Annotated in this window: 15 protein-coding genes; 6 read left to right on the top strand and 9 right to left on the bottom strand. The window is 67.8% G+C overall.

From position 1 onward, the window contains the following. Positions 1 to 9: 9 nt before the first annotated feature. On the bottom strand, positions 10 to 1,785 hold the full coding sequence (locus tag A7U43_RS08975; protein WP_067993720.1) for an acyl-CoA dehydrogenase: 1,776 nt from the start codon (positions 1,783 to 1,785) through the stop codon (positions 10 to 12). Positions 1,786 to 1,888: 103 nt separating this feature from the next. On the opposite strand from A7U43_RS08975, the gene A7U43_RS08970 reads away from it, so the two are divergent. Then, a complete protein-coding gene (locus A7U43_RS08970; protein ID WP_067993717.1) occupies positions 1,889 to 2,473 on the top strand; it encodes a TetR/AcrR family transcriptional regulator in 585 nt (194 codons plus the stop codon). Between the two features lie 15 nt (positions 2,474 to 2,488). Here A7U43_RS08970 and A7U43_RS08965 read toward each other — a convergent pair whose 3' ends face one another. The 6 genes from A7U43_RS08965 to A7U43_RS08940 form a co-directional block, all read right to left on the bottom strand. Beyond that, positions 2,489 to 3,049 carry a pentapeptide repeat-containing protein gene (locus A7U43_RS08965; protein ID WP_067993714.1) on the bottom strand — a complete coding sequence of 187 codons (561 nt, stop codon included), beginning with the start codon at positions 3,047 to 3,049 and terminating at the stop codon, positions 2,489 to 2,491. Continuing rightward, positions 3,046 to 3,567 carry a GTP-binding protein gene (locus A7U43_RS08960; RefSeq protein WP_231963608.1) on the bottom strand — a complete coding sequence of 174 codons (522 nt, stop codon included), beginning with the start codon at positions 3,565 to 3,567 and terminating at the stop codon, positions 3,046 to 3,048. The genes A7U43_RS08965 and A7U43_RS08960 overlap by 4 nt, the downstream gene beginning before the upstream one ends. A 61-nt stretch (positions 3,568 to 3,628) precedes the next feature. Continuing rightward, complete coding sequence (locus A7U43_RS08955; RefSeq protein ID WP_082902059.1) at positions 3,629 to 4,012, bottom strand: DUF742 domain-containing protein; 384 nt, start codon at positions 4,010 to 4,012, stop codon at positions 3,629 to 3,631. A gap of 8 nt (positions 4,013 to 4,020) precedes the next feature. Beyond that, on the bottom strand, positions 4,021 to 4,446 hold the full coding sequence (locus A7U43_RS08950; RefSeq protein ID WP_068002235.1) for a roadblock/LC7 domain-containing protein: 426 nt from the start codon (positions 4,444 to 4,446) through the stop codon (positions 4,021 to 4,023). Between the two features lie 8 nt (positions 4,447 to 4,454). After that, a complete protein-coding gene (locus A7U43_RS08945; RefSeq protein WP_082902058.1) occupies positions 4,455 to 7,019 on the bottom strand; it encodes a HAMP domain-containing sensor histidine kinase in 2,565 nt (854 codons plus the stop codon). A 210-nt stretch (positions 7,020 to 7,229) separates the two neighbouring features. Next, the gene (locus tag A7U43_RS08940) at positions 7,230 to 7,835 is read right to left on the bottom strand and encodes a class I SAM-dependent methyltransferase (RefSeq protein WP_067993707.1); all 606 of its coding nucleotides are present in this window, start codon (positions 7,833 to 7,835) and stop codon (positions 7,230 to 7,232) included. A gap of 40 nt (positions 7,836 to 7,875) precedes the next feature. Here A7U43_RS08940 and A7U43_RS08935 point away from each other — a divergent pair, with 40 nt between their 5' ends. Then, positions 7,876 to 8,328 carry a tRNA (cytidine(34)-2'-O)-methyltransferase gene (locus A7U43_RS08935; protein WP_418287690.1) on the top strand — a complete coding sequence of 151 codons (453 nt, stop codon included), beginning with the start codon at positions 7,876 to 7,878 and terminating at the stop codon, positions 8,326 to 8,328. On the opposite strand, the gene A7U43_RS08930 is transcribed toward A7U43_RS08935, so the two are convergent. Then, positions 8,329 to 8,970, bottom strand: coding sequence for a nitroreductase family protein (locus A7U43_RS08930; protein WP_067993701.1), 642 nt, complete (start codon positions 8,968 to 8,970; stop codon positions 8,329 to 8,331). 23 nt (positions 8,971 to 8,993) lie between these two features. Here A7U43_RS08930 and A7U43_RS08925 point away from each other — a divergent pair, with 23 nt between their 5' ends. Beyond that, the gene (locus A7U43_RS08925; RefSeq protein WP_067993699.1) at positions 8,994 to 9,404 is read left to right on the top strand and encodes a TIGR03667 family PPOX class F420-dependent oxidoreductase; all 411 of its coding nucleotides are present in this window, start codon (positions 8,994 to 8,996) and stop codon (positions 9,402 to 9,404) included. 3 nt (positions 9,405 to 9,407) lie between these two features. Here the strand turns inward: A7U43_RS08925 and A7U43_RS08920 are convergent, their stop codons facing one another. Further along, the gene (locus A7U43_RS08920; RefSeq protein WP_067993694.1) at positions 9,408 to 12,704 is read right to left on the bottom strand and encodes an error-prone DNA polymerase; all 3,297 of its coding nucleotides are present in this window, start codon (positions 12,702 to 12,704) and stop codon (positions 9,408 to 9,410) included. A gap of 154 nt (positions 12,705 to 12,858) precedes the next feature. Between A7U43_RS08920 and A7U43_RS08915 the strand changes: the two genes are divergently transcribed. The 3 genes from A7U43_RS08915 (at position 12,859) to A7U43_RS08905 (ending at position 16,190) form a co-directional block, all read left to right on the top strand. Continuing rightward, positions 12,859 to 14,127, top strand: a complete 1,269-nt coding sequence (locus A7U43_RS08915; protein ID WP_067993692.1) for an IS481 family transposase — start codon at positions 12,859 to 12,861, stop codon at positions 14,125 to 14,127. Between the two features lie 215 nt (positions 14,128 to 14,342). Beyond that, positions 14,343 to 14,783, top strand: coding sequence for a hypothetical protein (locus A7U43_RS08910; protein ID WP_067993689.1), 441 nt, complete (start codon positions 14,343 to 14,345; stop codon positions 14,781 to 14,783). Positions 14,784 to 14,876: 93 nt separating this feature from the next. Next, positions 14,877 to 16,190, top strand: a complete 1,314-nt coding sequence (locus tag A7U43_RS08905) for an HNH endonuclease signature motif containing protein (protein WP_067993686.1) — start codon at positions 14,877 to 14,879, stop codon at positions 16,188 to 16,190. The last annotated feature ends 1 nt before the right edge of the window (position 16,191 follow it).

The following is a 16,191-nucleotide window of genomic DNA, read 5'->3' as shown; positions in this document are numbered from 1 at the left end:
CCGGGGGCGTCAGAACCAGCTCGGCGCGGCCTCCACCGTGGTCCGGTCCAGGCTGGCCAGCAGCTCGAACTGGGGGCCGACCTTGGGTAGTTCGTAGGTGAAGAAGTACCGGGCCGCCGCGCGCTTGCCGTCATAGAAGTCACCGTCGCGACCGCTGCAGGCAAGCATCTGCTCCAACCACATCCAGGCGATCACCACATGACCGGTGGCCTCCAGGTAGATCGTCGAGTTGGCGAGCGTGGTGGCGATGTCGCCGGCCGACCAGAGTGTCGCGGTGACCTCCAGCAGCCTGTCCAGCGCGCGTCGCAACGCCCGGGCGTGGCCCACCGCATCGTCGAATTCCATTGCCGCGTCGATCGTGTGGCTGATCCGCTCGGCGAGCACGGTCAAACCCGCCCCGTCCTGCATGACGACCTTACGGCCCAGCAGGTCCAGCCCATGGATGCCGTGGGTGCCCTCATGGATGGCGTTGAGCCGGTTGTCCCGGTAGTGCTGCTCGACGTCGAATTCCTTGGTGTAGCCGTACCCACCGTGCACCTGGATGGCGAGGTTGTTGGCTTCCAGACACCACTGCGCGGGCCAACTCTTGGCGATCGGCGTCAGCACTTCCAGCAGCAGGTGCGCGTTGTCGCGCTCGGCCCCGGTGGTGATGCGCTCCTCGTCGACCAGCCGCCAGCAGTACAGGCCCAACGCGAGTGCGCCTTCGACATAGGACTTCTGAGCCAACAGCATCCGCTTGACGTCGGCGTGCTCGATCAGCGCAACCTGCGGTTGGCCGGGACGCTTGGCGTCCACGGGTCGCCCCTGGACCCGCTGCTTGGCGTAGTCCAGGGATGCCAGGTAGCCGGCGTACCCGGTCGCGGTGGCCTGCCCACCCACCGCGATGCGGGCCTCGTTCATCATGTGGAACATGTAGGTCAGCCCGTGGTGTTCGGCGCCGACGAGATAGCCGACCGCGCCCGGCTGTTCCGCGGGCCGGTGGGTGCCGTCACCGAAGTTGAGCAGGGCGTTGGTGGTGGCGTGGTTGCCCATCTTGTGGTTCAGGCTCACCAGCGCGACGTCGTTGCGGGTGCCGTCGGGCAGGAACTTCGGCACGATGAACAGCGAGATCCCCTTGACACCGGGACCGCCGCCGGGCGCCTTGGCCAGCACCAGGTGCACGATGTTCTCCGAGAGCTCATGGTCACCGCCGGTGATCCACATCTTGGTTCCGGTGATCCGGTAGGTCCCGTCGGGGGCGGGCACCGCCCGGGTGGTGATGTCGGCCAACGACGAGCCGGCGTCGGGCTCCGAGAGGCACATGGTGCCGAAGAAGCGGCCCTCCAGCATCGGCCGCACCCAGGTGTCGATCTGTTCGTCGGTGCCGTACTCGACCAGCAGGTTGGCGTTGCCCACCGTCAGGAACGCGTATGAGGTGATGCTGGGGTTGGCCGCCCGAAAGAAGGTCATCGACGCCTGGGCGACCACCGTCGGCAAACCCATGCCGCCCAGGGCTTCGTCGAAGGCGCCGGCCATCAGGCCCGCCTCGCCGAAAGTGTCCAGCGCGTCCTTGATTTCGTCGATCAGCACGACGGTGCCGTCGGCGCCCACCGACGGTGCGCTCTGGTCGCACGTCTTGTTGTGGGGTGCGAAGCACTTGCCTGCGATGGCCGCGCTGAGATCGAGAACCGCGTCGAAGGTCTCCCGCGAGTGCTCGGCGAATCGCTCGTGCTTGACCAGGTCGTCGACACCGAGCCAGTCGAACAGCAGGAAGTCGATATCGCGCCGTGAGAGAAACTCCGCCATGCCCGGACCCTTCGTAAATATTAGCGACTGCTCATTTTATGAGCGCTCGCTAATATTGCATCCCGACCCCGCCCCGTGTCAAGGCATGTAGGATCCAGCCGACATGGCCAGCGATCGAAGCGCGGATTCCGCGGCAGCGGAACGCATCCGACGTGCCGCCATCGAAGCTTTCGCCGAGTCGGGTTATGGCGGCAGCTCCACCCGCCAGATCACCAAGCGGCTCAACATGAGTGCCACCGCGATGTACCCGCACTACCGGTCCAAGGAAGAGTTGCTCTACGCCATCGCCCTCGAAGGACACAGCAGCCTGCTCTCGGCGCTGGAGAGCGCGGATTCACCGGAGGCGAGTTGCACCCAACGGTTGCGATCGGTCGTCGCCGCATTCGCCAGTTGGCACGCCGAGAACCACAAGCAGGCCCGGGTGGTGCAGTACGAGTTGCACGGTCTGAGTCCGCTGCACTACCGCGCGATAGCCCCGTTGCGGCACCGGGTCACCGATGTGATCAGCGCCATCGTTGCCGACGGGGTAGCCGCCGGCGAGTTCCACGTCGACAGCGTCGACGAGATCGTGATGGCCATCTCATCGCTGTGCGTCGATGTGTGCCGGTGGTTCCCGTCGCGCCAGCACCGCGATGCGCACAAGCTCGGCGAGGTCTATGCCCGGGTTGCCGAACGCATGGTGCGCTGAGCCCCTCGCGGGCCGCTACTCACCGTGCACGTCCAACCCGTGCGCGGCGGCATAGGCCAGTGCCTGTTCGATATTGATCCGCGCGCCACGAACTTTCGCCGTCGTCCAGAACGTGGGATCGGTGCGGGCGCCGCGCAGGTCCGCCTCGTCGAACTTGGCGTCCTGCACCCGCGCCCCGCTGAGGTCCGCCCGCGTCAGCACGGCCTTGCGCAGATCCGCCCCGACCAGGTTCGCCTCCCGCAACCGGCAGTCCGACAGGTCGACGGTGCGCAGGTCACACCCGCCGAGCACGCTGAGTGACAGATCGACCTCCACGAATCGCAGCGGCCGCAATCTGGTCTCGGTGAACACCGGGCCCAGCAGGCTGCACTGCCGGAACGTGCTGTGCAGCAACGATGCCCGGCGGAAGGTGCAGTTGCGGAACGCAGATCCGTGGTGCTCGGACTCGGTCAGATCGACACCGCTGAAATCACATTCGTCGAACACCACCCGCTCGGTACGGATCCGGCTCAGGTCCTCGTCGCGAAAGTCGTGTCCGGTGAACTCGCGGTCCACCCAGACCTGGTCGTCGGTCACACCGCGGCCAGGGCGTACTCGGCGACCGCGATCAGGGCGGCCCGCGCGGAATGCCGGTCTCTGGCATCCACGCTGACGATCGGGATGTCCTCGCGCAACGCCAGCGCCTGCCGCACGGCCGAGACCGGATAGCTTGGCGCCCCGTCGAACTCGTTGATGGCAATGAGGAACGGCAGACCACGTGCTTCGAAGAAGTCGATGGCGGCGAAGCTGTCCTGCAGGCGACGGATGTCGACCAGGATGACCGCGCCGATCGCGCCGCGGACCAGGTCGTCCCACATGAACCAGAAGCGTCGCTGGCCCGGGGTCCCGAACAGGTAGAGCACCAGATCCTCGGCCAGGGTGATGCGGCCGAAGTCCATCGCCACCGTGGTGGTGTTCTTGTGCGGGGTGGCGTCCAAACCGTCGACCCCGGCCGACGCCGTGGTCACCAGCGCTTCGGTGCGCAGCGGCATGATCTCCGAGACCGCGCCGACGAATGTGGTCTTGCCGGAACCGAACCCGCCGGAAACGACGATCTTGGTCGCGCCCGGCCGCTCCGAGCGACCGGTCGAGGGCCCCGCCTGATTCCGGGGCCCCTCAAAGTGCCCGAAGGCCACGCAGCGTCCTCCCGATCAGTTCACGACGTTCGTCGGCGGAGGCGGTGTCGCCCAGCGTCGTGTGTATCCGAAGATACCCCTCGGACACGAGGTCGCCGATCAGCACACGCGCGACACCGAGCGGAAGCGACAGCCGCGCCGCGATCTCGGCCACCGACGGTCCGTGCCGGCCGAGTGCCAGGATCCGGGCCCGGACGTCGCTGGCCGGCCAGCGGTGCGCCGGTGCACCCTGCAGCGTCTGGACCGGGGCCTCGGGCGGCAGATCCAGATGCGAATCGGTGCGCCCGGCCGTCAGCCGATAGGGCCGCACCATGGCCGCAACGTCCACCGGATCGGCGGACTCCCAGGCGTCGGGCGGCTCCATCGGCGGCCTCAGGCGTGGTGGCGCCGACGCGACGATTGGATGACGTTGCCCACACGTTCGACCAGAACGGCCATCTCGTAGCCGATCTGGCCGATATCGCAGGATCGGGTCGCCAGCGTGGCGAGGTTGGATCCGTCGCCGACGCGCATCAACAACAAATAGCCGTGCTCCATCTCGACAATCGACTGCATCACGTGGCCGCCCTCGAACAGCTGCGCCGCACCGGTCGAGAGGCTGGCCAGCCCCGAGGCCACCGCGGCCAGCTGGTCGGCGCGTTCGGCCGGCATGTGCGCGCTGGCCGCCATCAGCAGACCGTCGGCCGACACCAGCACCGCGTGTGAGACACCGGCGACCTCACGGGCGAACTTGGACACCAGCCAGTCCAGTGATTCGCGCTGTGTCGTTCGCTCGGCCGCGGCGTTGTCCCCCGCCATCGCGTTGCTCATGATCCTCCGGTGTCGCGGGTGTGCGACCGACCGGCATGCACCCCACCGAAATGGCTGCTGAGGCTCGCTCGCACGGCCTCGGGATCCGGCAACGGGCCGGGGTCGCCGGGCTCAGATGCTACCGGTGCACCGGTCTCACCGATCTCGCCGGTACCGGGCACCAGGCGTTCGCCGGGTGTACGGACCGGCAGACCCTCGGCGGTGTGTTCGGTGACGGGTGCCTCCTCGGCCGATGCTGCCGCCGACCAGCCGTGGTCCCACACCGACTGCCAATCCAGATCGGCGCTGGTGCCCAGATCGGTCGGGTCGACCAGCCATTCCGACAGCATCTTCTGGTAGATGGCGTCGTCGGCGGAACTGGTATCGGCGGGTTCGAGCTTCGCGTGCGCCTGGCCACGTGCGGCGAAGGACGCCGAGGTGTCCGCCGGTGCCGGGGTCGGCTGTTCGGGCGCGTGCACCGGGGTCGGCTCGGTGGGCCACTGCTGCGAATCGGCCTCGGTCGACGCGGACCGGAACCCGCTGGCACCCGGGCTGCGTTGCGGCAGAACAGATACCGGGGTCGGGGCGTGAACTTCCGAAATCGACTCCGGTGGAACGGGTTCGGGCTGCGCCGGTGCGACGTGGCGCACCTCGGTCACCGGTGCCGGACGGAAATCGGTGACGACCGCAACGGGCAGCACCCCGGCGAGCAACTCCTCGGGGACGTACACCCCGGCCGTGGTACCCGAGCTCGCGTCACCGACATCGGTACTGCGCAGCCGGACCACCAGTCCGTGCGCGGCGGCGAGGCGGCCGACGACGAACAGGCCCATGTGTCGCGCGGTGTAGGGATTGACCTCACCGCCGGACTGCAGGCGGGTGTTGGCCACCCGCAGATCGGGCTCAGCCATGCCCAGTCCGCGGTCGGCGACCTCGATGACCAGTGCCCCGTTGCCGGCGCGGACCGCCGACACCCGCACCTGTGAATCCGGCGGTGAGTAGCGCAGCGCGTTGTCCATCAGCTCGGCAAGCACATGCACCAGGTCGGCGGCCACCGTGCCGCCGATATCGCAGTCGGGCACCTCGTCGGTGACCACCCGGGTGTACTCCTCGACCTCGGAGGCCGCGGCGTTGACCACGGCGCTGACCGGCACCGGCTCGGCGTGCTCGCGGGTGACGTTGGTCCCGGCGAGCACCAGCAGGTTGGCACCGTTGCGACGCATCCGGGCGGCCAGATGGTCCAACCGGAACAGCCGCTCCAGGCGTTGCGGGTCCTGCTCATCGCGCTCGAGCTGGTCGATCAGTGCCAGTTGCTGGTCCACCAGCGACCGGCTGCGCCGCGACAGGGTCTCGAACATGTCGCTGACCTGCAGCTGCAGCCGGGCCTGCTCGCCGGCCAGCAGGACGGCCTGCTCGTGCAGTTCGTCGACCGCGTGCGCGACCTGTCCGACCTCCTCGGTGGTGTGCACCGGGATCGGACGGACCGGGCCCGGGTCTCCCCCGCTACGCACCTGCTCGAGCTCGCGCGCCAGTTCGGTGTGCGCGACCTTCAGCGCGCTGTCGCGCAGCCGGCGCAGCGGCCGGACCAATGACCGCGCGACGAGCGCGACGATCAGCAGCGCGACCACGATCGCGGCGATCGCCACGACGGCGTCCCGGATGGCGGTACTGCGCTGCGCGGCCGCCTGTTCGGCCACCGCGGCGGTGACCGATGACGTCGTCTCGGCGATGAGCGCGTCGGCGATCCCGTCGGTGGCCGCGATGGACTGGCTCAGCTCGGGATTGTTCACCAGCACCGCGGTCGGGTTGGCCATGATCGCCATCCGCCGGATGAACTGCTCCTGCAGCTGCTTTGCCTCGGCCGAGCCGACGCCGAGGATCTGGCTCATGCCGAACAGCGTGGACGGTTCGGTGCCCGCGACGGTGTTCATGGAGGTGCGCAGCTCGGGTTCGGGCACCTCACCACCGAGATTGACCAGCAGCTGCTGCATCATCATCTGGCCGCGGGCACCGACAGCGCGGGACAGGCCCAGGGTCTCGGTGCGGATCTGGGCGTCGTCGACGCGCACCGAGCCGTTGATGGCGTCCTCGGCGGTCAGCAGGATGGGCGCATAGTTGGTGACCCGGTCGCGCAGGCCGATCGAGTTGGCGCTCACCCGGTTCACCAGGTCCTGGCCATTTCGGAGGATCGTTGTGACACCGCTGTCCACATCGGGCAGCACAGCGGTCTCGTCGAGTTGGCGTTGCAGTGCCTGGCGGCTGGTGTCGAATGCGCTCAGCGCGGGCTGGGCGTCAGCACCGCCGGCGAGCACCGCGGCATCGAGGGCGGCCATGTACTCCACGATCGCGGGCACCATATCGGCGCGGTCGGCCGCGAGCCGCAGATCGGCGGCCTCGGTGAACCCGGCGTAGACGCGCAGCCCGCCGAATGTCGCCGCCAGCACCAGCGGAACCAGCACGATGGCAAACACTTTCCAGCCGACGGGCCAGTTGCTCAGCGCCCACCGAGCCGGGCGCTTCACGGTTTGTGTTGTGGCGCTGCGTGATTCGTCATCGGTGTGCGGCGCGGCAAAGCTCGTCATCAGAGCCGGCCGCGTATCGGTTGGGACGCGTTCATATGCTTCCTGCTGCTTGAGCCCACGATGGGGCCGGCGTGGCACGCCTGGCAATTCGTCGAGTATGGCAGTCGCGGACAGCGGTATCCATACCTCGAGCGCGAACGGGCACAGTTCGTGACCGTTACGTTGCGCACCCGTGGTGGGGTCGGCGCGGGTTCCCCGCGCGCAGGGCGCCTATGCCGGCCGCAGGATGGCGACGAGGAAGTCGGCGCCCTCGGCGAACGGGCGCACATCCCAGGTGGACAGCAACAGATCCGGCACCAACCCGGCCTGGGCGGCGTGGTCGAGGAAGTCGGTGTGCTCGTACTCGCGGCCCGCGCCGAACCCGATCACCGCGCGTCCCTCGTCGGCGAGGTGCGCACGCAACCGGCTCAGCACCCGGGCGCGGGTGCTCGGCGCCAGGAAGGTCATCACATTGCCCGCCGAGACGATGATGTCGAAGGGCTCGGTGATGCCGCGGGCGGGCAGGTCCAGTTCGGCGAGGTCGCCGACCAGCCAGCGCGGACCCGGGTGGTCCTCCTCGGCGGCCGCGATCAGTGCCGGGTCGACATCGACGCCGACGACGTCGTGTCCGGCGGCGGCCAGGTAGCCGCCCACCCGGCCGGGGCCGCAGCCCGCGTCGAGGATGCGGGCGCCGCGCCGGGCCATCGCATCGATGAGCCGGGCCTCGCCGGCCAGGTCTTTGCCCGCGCGTGCCATGGACCGGAAGCGGTCGATGTACCACTGCGAGTGCCCCGGGTCCGCCGCGACCTTCTGCATCCAGATGCTCTGCTCGACCATGGGGCCATTATTGAGGAAGGGTGTGCTTGTGTTTCACGTGATGTTCTTCTCCCCGCGGATCGCGCCCAATACCGGCAACGCGATCCGGATGGTGGCCGGGACCGGATGCCACCTGCACCTGGTGGAACCGCTGGGCTTCGACCTGTCCGAACCGAAGCTGCGTCGGGCCGGGCTGGACTATCACGACCTGGCGTCGGTGACGGTGCACCCGGACCTGGCCGCGGCGTGGGCGGCGATCGGTCCGGCGCGGGTGTACGCATTCACCGCGCACGCCGACCGGTCGTTTGCCGAGATCGCGTACCGGCCCGGCGATGTGCTGATGTTCGGACCCGAACCGACCGGCCTGGACGAACAGACCCTGGCCGATCCGCACATCACCGCCCGGGTGCGCATCCCGATGCTGGCCGGACGGCGTTCGCTGAACCTGTCCAATGCCGCGGCCGTCGCCGCCTATGAGGCGTGGCGCCAGCAGGGGTTCACGGGCGCGGTGTGACTACCAGGTGTTCCAGTGGGTGAGTTCCTCGGCGGGCAGCCGCTTGGCCTTCTTGAAGTCGGTGCCCTTGGTGTAGGCGATCGGGAACAGGCCGCCCTGGGAGTACCTGTCGAACGGGATGCCGAGCAGTTCGGCGGTCTGCTTCTCGCCGTCGCCCATCAGGTGCAGCGATGTCCACGCCGAGCCGAGGCCGCGGCTGCGCAGCGCCAGCATGAAACTCCAGACGGCGGGCATCAGCGACCCCCAGAATCCTGCGCTGAGGCCGGCCGGGGCACCGTCGGGCCGGCCCTCCAGGCAGGGAATCAGCATCACCGGCACCTCGTGCAGGTGATCGTTGAGGTACTTCGCGGAGTCCACGACCTTCGGGGTCCGCTCGTCGCGGCTGTCGCCGTACTGGGGTTTGGGCGCATCGAGGTAGGGCGTTGCCGCGACCCGGTAGATGTCGGCGATCGCCTTTTTCTTCTCCTCGTCCTCCACAAAAACCCACTGCCAGCCTTGGGAATTGGAACCGGTCGGCGCCTGCAGGGCGATGTCCAGACATTCCAGGAGCACCTCGCGCGGCACCGGTTTGTCGAAATCGAGCCGCTTGCGCACCGAACGCGTGGTGGTCAGAACTTCATCCGCGGTCAGGTTGAGTGTCATAGGGCGAGACTACATTCGCGGGCATGACTGCAGACCTGACACCGGAGATCATCGACCGGCTGACATCCGACAGCTACGGCTGGCTCACCACGGTCGCGAAGTCCGGACAGCCGGTGCCCAAACTGGTGTGGTTCTTCTTCGACGGCACCGACATCGTGGTGTACACCGAGCCCGGCGCGGCCAAGGTGCGCCACGTCCGTAACCATCCGCAGGTGAGCCTGAACCTGGACTCCGACGGCAACGGCGGCGGGATCATCGTGGTCGGCGGGCCGGCCCGGGTGGATGCCGAGGGCATCGATCTCCGCGAGGATGCACCGTACTGGGCGAAGTACCGACAGCTGTCCGACCAGTTCGGGCTGACGGAGTCGATGGGCAACTTCAGCACCCGCCTGCGGATCAGTATCGAGAAGGTGTGGACGACGCCGACGGAGTAGTGGTCACTGGAAGTCCCGCGACCGCGACCGCACCCTCAGGTCGATCGGGCTCATCCTGTCCGCGGCCACCGTCACCGCACCGGTGGCGTTCTGCACGATCCCGCGGATGACCAGTGCCGACGCGGCCTGCGCCAGCTTGCGGTGGCGGGCCCACACCCCGCGTGAGCACATCACGTTGACCATGCCCGTCTCGTCCTCCAGATTCATGAACGTCACCCCCTGTGCCGTCGCCGGTCGCTGCCGGTGTGTCACCGCGCCGGCCACCAGCACGCGGGTGCCGTCCGGCACCGACAGCAGCCGATCGGCGGGCACGATCCCCATCTCGTCGAGCGTCTCGCGCAGAAACTGGGTCGGATAACTGTCCGGTGACACCCCGGTCGCCCAGACGTCGGCGGCGGCCAGTTCCAGCGCACTCATCCCGGGCAGCGGCGGGATATGCGATGACGATCCCACCCCCGCCAGCCGGTCCGGCCGCTCAGCGGCGGCCGCGCCGGCAGCCCACAGTCCCTCCCGGCGGGTGATGCCGAAACAACCGAGCGCACCGGCGGTGGCCAACGCCTCGGTCTGCGAGACCGAAAGCTGCACTCTGGCCGTCAGATCCAACAGCGTGGCAAACGGCCCATTGGCCCTGCGTTCGTCGACGATCCGTTGGGCCAGCTCATCACCGATGTGGCGGACGCTGCCCATCCCCATCCGCACGTCCAGCCCGCGGTTCTCACAGCCGGCGTGCGCCAGGCTGGCGTTGACATCCGGGCCGTGCACCAGCACGCCGTGCCGGCGCGCATCGGCGACCAACGACTGCGGTGAGTAGAAACCCATCGGCTGGGCCCTCAGCAGCGCCGCGCAGAACACCGCAGGATGATGCAACTTGAACCAGGATGAATAGAAGACCAGCGAGGCGAAACTCAGCGAATGACTCTCCGGGAAACCGAAGTTGGCGAAGGCTTCCAGCTTTTCGTAGATCTTCTCGGCCACCTCGCCGGTGATGCCGTGCCGCTCACGCATCCCGTCATAAAACCGGCCGCGGAGGCGCCGCATCTTTTCCGTGGACCGTTTCGAGCCCATCGCCCGGCGCAACTGATCGGCCTCGGCCGGGCTGAACCCGGCACAGTCCACCGCCAGCTGCATCAGCTGCTCCTGGAACAACGGCACACCGAGAGTCTTGCGCAGCGCGGGTTCCATCGACGGATGGTCGTAGACGACCTCTTCTTCACCGTTGCGCCGCTTGATATATGGGTGCACCGACCCACCCTGGATCGGGCCGGGCCGGATGAGTGCGACCTCGACCACCAGATCGTAGAAGACCCGCGGCTTGAGCCGGGGCAGGGTGGCCATCTGCGCCCGGGATTCGACCTGGAACACCCCGACGGAATCGGCGCGCTGCAGCATTTCGTAGACCGCAGGTTCGGACAGGTCCAACTTCGACAGGTCCACGTCGAGCCCCTTGTGCTCACGCACCAGGTCGATGGCATAGTGCAGGGCCGACAGCATGCCCAGGCCGAGCAGATCGAACTTGACCAAACCGATTGCCGCACAGTCATCTTTGTCCCACTGCAACACGCTTCGGTTGGCCATCCGGGCCCATTCCACCGGGCAGACATCGGCGATCGGGCGGTCACAGATCACCATGCCGCCGGAGTGAATGCCCATGTGCCGGGGCAGATTCGATATCTGGGTGGCCAGGTCGACCACCTGCTCGGGGATGTCTTCGACGTCGGGCGAGTCGGCCAGGCCGTTCCACCGGCTGATCTGCTTGCTCCAGGCGTCCTGCTGGCCCTGGGAGAAGCCGAGGGCGCGGGCCATGTCGCGGATCGCGCTACGGCCCCGGTAGGTGATGACATTGGCGACCTGGGCGGCGTAGTCACGACCGTACGTGTCATAGACGTACTGGATGACGTCCTCGCGCAAGTCCGATTCGATGTCGATATCGATATCGGGTGGGCCGTCACGTGCCGGGGACAGGAACCGTTCGAACAACAGCTCGTTGGCGATGGGGTCGACGTTGGTGACCTTGAGCGCATAGCAGACCGCCGAGTTGGCCGCCGACCCTCTTCCCTGGCAAAGGATGTCGCGCTCCCGGCAGAACCGGGTGATGTCGTGCACCACCAGGAAGTAACCCGGAAAGTCCAGCTTGTCGATGATCGACAGCTCGTGTTCGATCTGCGCGTAGGCCTTGGGGGCCCGGTCCGGCGGACCGTAGCGTTCCCGGGCCCCGTCGCGCACCAGTTGTCGCAGCCAGCTCGATTCGGTATGCCCGTCCGGCACGGTGAACGGCGGGAGTTGGGGGGCGATCAACGCCAGCCCGAACGCGCACTGTTCACCCAATTCTGCTGATGCCGTGGCAATCTGAGTGCCGAACAGCTGGGCCATCTCCTCCCCCGACCGCAGGTGCGCTCCCCCCAGCGGGGCCAGATACCCGGCCGCATCGTCCATCGAGTTGCGGGCCCTGATGGCCGCCATCGCCATCGCCAGCCGGCCCCGTGCCGGCACCGCGAAGTGCGCCCCGGTGCTGGCGATGACGCCGAGGCCGAACCGGGGCGCCAACGCGGCCAGGACGGCGTTGCGTTCGTCGTCGAGCGGATGTCCGTGGTGGGTGAGTTCGACGCTGACCCGGTCGGCACCGAACCGGTCCACCAGGTCGGCCAGCGCCCGCTCCGCGGCGTCCGGTCCGCCGGTTGCATACGCTTGCCGGACATGACCTTTGCGGCAACCGGTAAGGACATGCCAGTGCCCACCGGCAGCCTCGGAGAGCGTGTCGAAGTCGTACCGCGGTTTACCCTTCTCGCCGCCGGCCAGGTGCGCGGCCGAGATCTGGCGCGACAGCCGCCGGTATCCCTCCGGGCCGCGGGCCAGCACCAACAGATGCGGCCCGGGCGGGTCGGGCTGTTCGGTGCGAGGCACGTTACCCAGCGACAGTTCGGCGCCGAACACGGTGGCCATGTCGAGTTCGCGGGCGGCCTCGGCGAAACGCACCACCCCGTAGAGGCCGTCGTGGTCGGTCAGCGCGATGGCCCGCAGATCCAGCCGGGCAGCCTCCTCCACCAGCTCTTCGGGGGTGCTAGCGCCGTCGAGGAAACTGTAGGCCGAGTGCGCGTGCAGCTCGGCATACGGCACCGAGGAGCCGGAACGCCGTACCCCTTCCGGCTGGTACGCGCCACGCTTGCGCGACCAGGCGGGGCTGTCCCCGCCGTCACCGGGGGGCTCCAGGGGAAGGCCGGACCGCCGCGGCTTGCCGCGCGGCCTGCTGTTGAGCACCCGCTCCATCTCGGCCCAGCTCGGCGGCCCATTATGCCAACCCATCGAACCACTCTATCGAACACCTGTTCGATATGTCCAGGTGTGCTCCCCGACTGCCGATGTGATGTATCAGGACATCGGTGACAGTTCTGTATCAGGACATCGGTGACACTTTGAGGGGTCTTGGTGGTGACACTTCTGCGCCGAGGCTGCGGGGGTGGCTGTTAATGAACCTATCGATCCTCGTGTCCGGTTGGCGATCTCACAGTGGCCTGATGACGCGCCGCGTGGGGCGGTCTCGACGTTCTGCGCCGAGCACGGCATCTCCCGAAAGTCGTTCTACGCGTTACGTCAGCGCGCGAAGACCGATGGGCAGGCCGAGGTGCTCGAACCCAAGTCTCGGCGGCCCAAGTCGAGTCCGTCGAAGTTAACTGAGGAGGTTAGGCAGCAGGCCGTGGCCGTGCGTGCCGCTCTGGAGGCGTCCGGCCGCGACCATGGACCGATCAGCGTGTACGACAAAATGCACGCGATGGGCTTGCCGCAGGTCCCTTCCATCGCGGCGTTGGCACGGATCTTCCGTGAGGCCGGTGTGGCTCGTCTTGAGCCCAAGAAGAAGCCCCGTTCGGCATGGCGACGGTTCGTCTACTCGGCCCCGAACGCGTGCTGGCAAGTCGACGCCACGCAGTACGTACTCACCGGTGGTCGCACGTGTGTGATCTTCCAGCTCATCGACGACCACTCCCGCTACGCGGTGGCCTCCCATGTGGCGTGGACAGAGACTGCCGAAGCGGCCATCGCAGTGTTTGACAAGGGTGTAGCAGCCTGTGGTGTTCCTCAACGGTTGTTGTCGGACAACGGAATTGCGCTGAATCCCTCGCGGCGTGGCTACCTCGGCCGACTCGTCAAGCACCTCTCGCGGCTAGGGGTTCAGGCAATCACCGGCAAGCCCGACAAGCCCACCACGCAAGGCAAGAACGAGCGCTTCCATCAGACCTTGTTCCGCTACCTCGACAAGCAGCCGCTTGCCAGCACGCTGGCCGAGTTGCAGGCCCAGGTCGATGCGTTCGACGACATCTACAACACCGAACGCCCCCACCAAGGGCTGCCTGGACGCGTCACACCGCGCACGGCCTGGGAGGCAATCGCCAAAGCTGACCCGCCGCGCCCCAGGCCCGACGCGCCGGTTCGTCCAGCGGTCACCACACCGCGCAGGTCTGCGCCAACCGACCTGCCTGCCGGCACCAACGTCGCAACCCTGACCAGCGGGGGCACCCTCGTCCTCGCCGGAGTTCGCTATCAAGTCGACGGCGGGCGCGGCTTCGAACAGGTCTTGGTGGTCATCGACGGCGAGAAGATCACCGTGGCTGACCTGGACGGCGAAGTCCTCATCGAACACACCCGACCCGCACCGGGGGTGAAGTACGTCGGCAACGGACGCCCCCGTGGTCCGCGCCCCAAGAACGAGAAACCGTCACCGATGTCCTGATACATCAACTGTCACCGATGTCCTGATACAGAACTGTCACCGATGTCCTGAGACATCACAGCGCCCGTCCGTCGAAAGTGGGGCCTATTGGCCCTAGGCGCGCGCGCGACCCGGTCGCACACTGACAGGTGCTGGAGGTCTCCAGGCGAATCCGGCACCGAGGCTGGGGCGGCCGGCACACCCCAGCCGAGTCCACCGACGGAGGTACACCGACCATGACTGACACACCGGACACCCCGAATGCCACCCCCGCCGCGGAGTCGGCAACGGTGGCACCACCACCCCGTACGCACACCGAGCATCGCCCCAGTCGGCTCTACCAAGTCTTGGCGTGGGTCGGCGCCATCACCGGCGTCTTGTTCGTCGTCACCGTGGTTTTCGTCGCCGGAATCGTCATCGGCGGCGGGCCCGGCGGCTACCACGGCTGGACCCGCGGCTACCACCACAGCTATCAGATGGGGCCGCAGGGACCACGGGACGGTTGCCCGATGATGGGCCCCGGGATGATGGGACCCGGCGGCATGATGGGGCCTGGCGGCATGATAGGACCCGGCGGGATGATGGGCCCCGGCGGGATGATGGGGCCGGGCGGGATGATGGGGCCCGGCGGGATGCCTCCCGCACCGACCACGACACCGCCTCAGCGTCCGTCCTGACACGCGGCGCGCTCGACGTTCGCCCACGCGGCATGCCCGCAACCACCGCCGTCGAGCCCGGGACATGTCAGCCCCCTTTGCGATAATGGTCATATGCCGCCTCCGACAGCGCCTTTGGATCGGGATCGGTTCGCGCCCAAGCGTATCGAGGTGTTGTTCGACAAGATGGCGGAGTTGACCGGGCAGCGCAATGCCATCGATGGCCGGTTGGTGGAGATCATCGCCGAGATCGACGGCGCGGGCAGCGCCGATGGAAACTCCTTGTGGGGTGCCACCGGGTGTCGCTCGTTGGCGGGGTTGGTGGCGTGGAAGGCCGGGGTGAGCCCGCGGCGGGCCGAGACCATGGTCGCGGTGGCGCACCGGCTGTCAGAGCTTGGACGCTGCGCGGCGGGCCTGCGCGAGGGCCGGGTGTCGCTGGATCAGATCGGGGTGATCGCCGAACGCGGCGGGCCGGGCTGCGATGAGCATTACGCGGAGTTGGTGCAGCACGCCACGGTCAGCCAGTTGCGGACCGCGGTCAAACAGGAACCGCGTCCCGAACCCGATCCCAAGCCCGAACCGAAGCGGTCGTTCAGCCGTATCGAAAGCGATGACTACACCACCTACCGGATCCGGCTGCCCACGGTGGAGGCCGCGAAATTCGAGACCGCCCACCAGTCCCACCGAGACAAGCTGATCGCGGACTGGAAACGCGACCACGACCCCAAAGACGCGATTGATCCGCAGGACGGGGATCAGTACGACGTCGACGCCGAGACCACGATTTCCGGGCAGGCGCCCCCGTTCCCGAACGCGGTCGATGCGTTCATGAGTCTGGTCGAGGCCGGCTGGGATGCCGACGTGCAGCAGCGTCCGCACGGGCAGCACACCACCGTCGTCATGCACCTCGATGTCGAGAAGCGGGTCGCCGCGCTGCACCTGGGCCCGGCCCTCTCCGATGCCGACCGCCGGTACCTGTTCTGTGATGCCACCTGCGAGGTGTGGTTCGAACACGCCGGTCGCCCCATCGGGGCGGGGCGGACCACCCGGACGGTGGGGCGGCGGCTGCGCCGAGCGCTGGAGCACCGCGACCGCACGTGTGTGGTGCCCGGGTGCGCGGCGACGCGCGGGTTGCATGCCCATCATCTGGTGCACTGGGAGGACGGCGGGCCCACCGAACTGTGGAATCTGGTGTTGCTCTGCCCGTTTCATCACCGCCTGCATCACCGCGGCGGCATCACCCTCACCGGGCCCGCCGACACCCTGAAAGTCACCGACGAAGACGGCGAGGAACTCACCAACACCGCACTGGCCCGCCCACCCACCACGGCGGCACCCGATGTACCACCGTGCCCCGGACCCAAGGGTGAACGCGCCCAATGGTGGTGGTACACACCATTCGAACCGCCACCGGCGTCGATGAACTAGC

This window comes from Mycobacterium adipatum, assembly GCF_001644575.1.
Taxonomy (GTDB): domain Bacteria; phylum Actinomycetota; class Actinomycetes; order Mycobacteriales; family Mycobacteriaceae; genus Mycobacterium; species Mycobacterium adipatum.
This window is presented reverse-complemented; position numbering and strand designations above follow the sequence as displayed.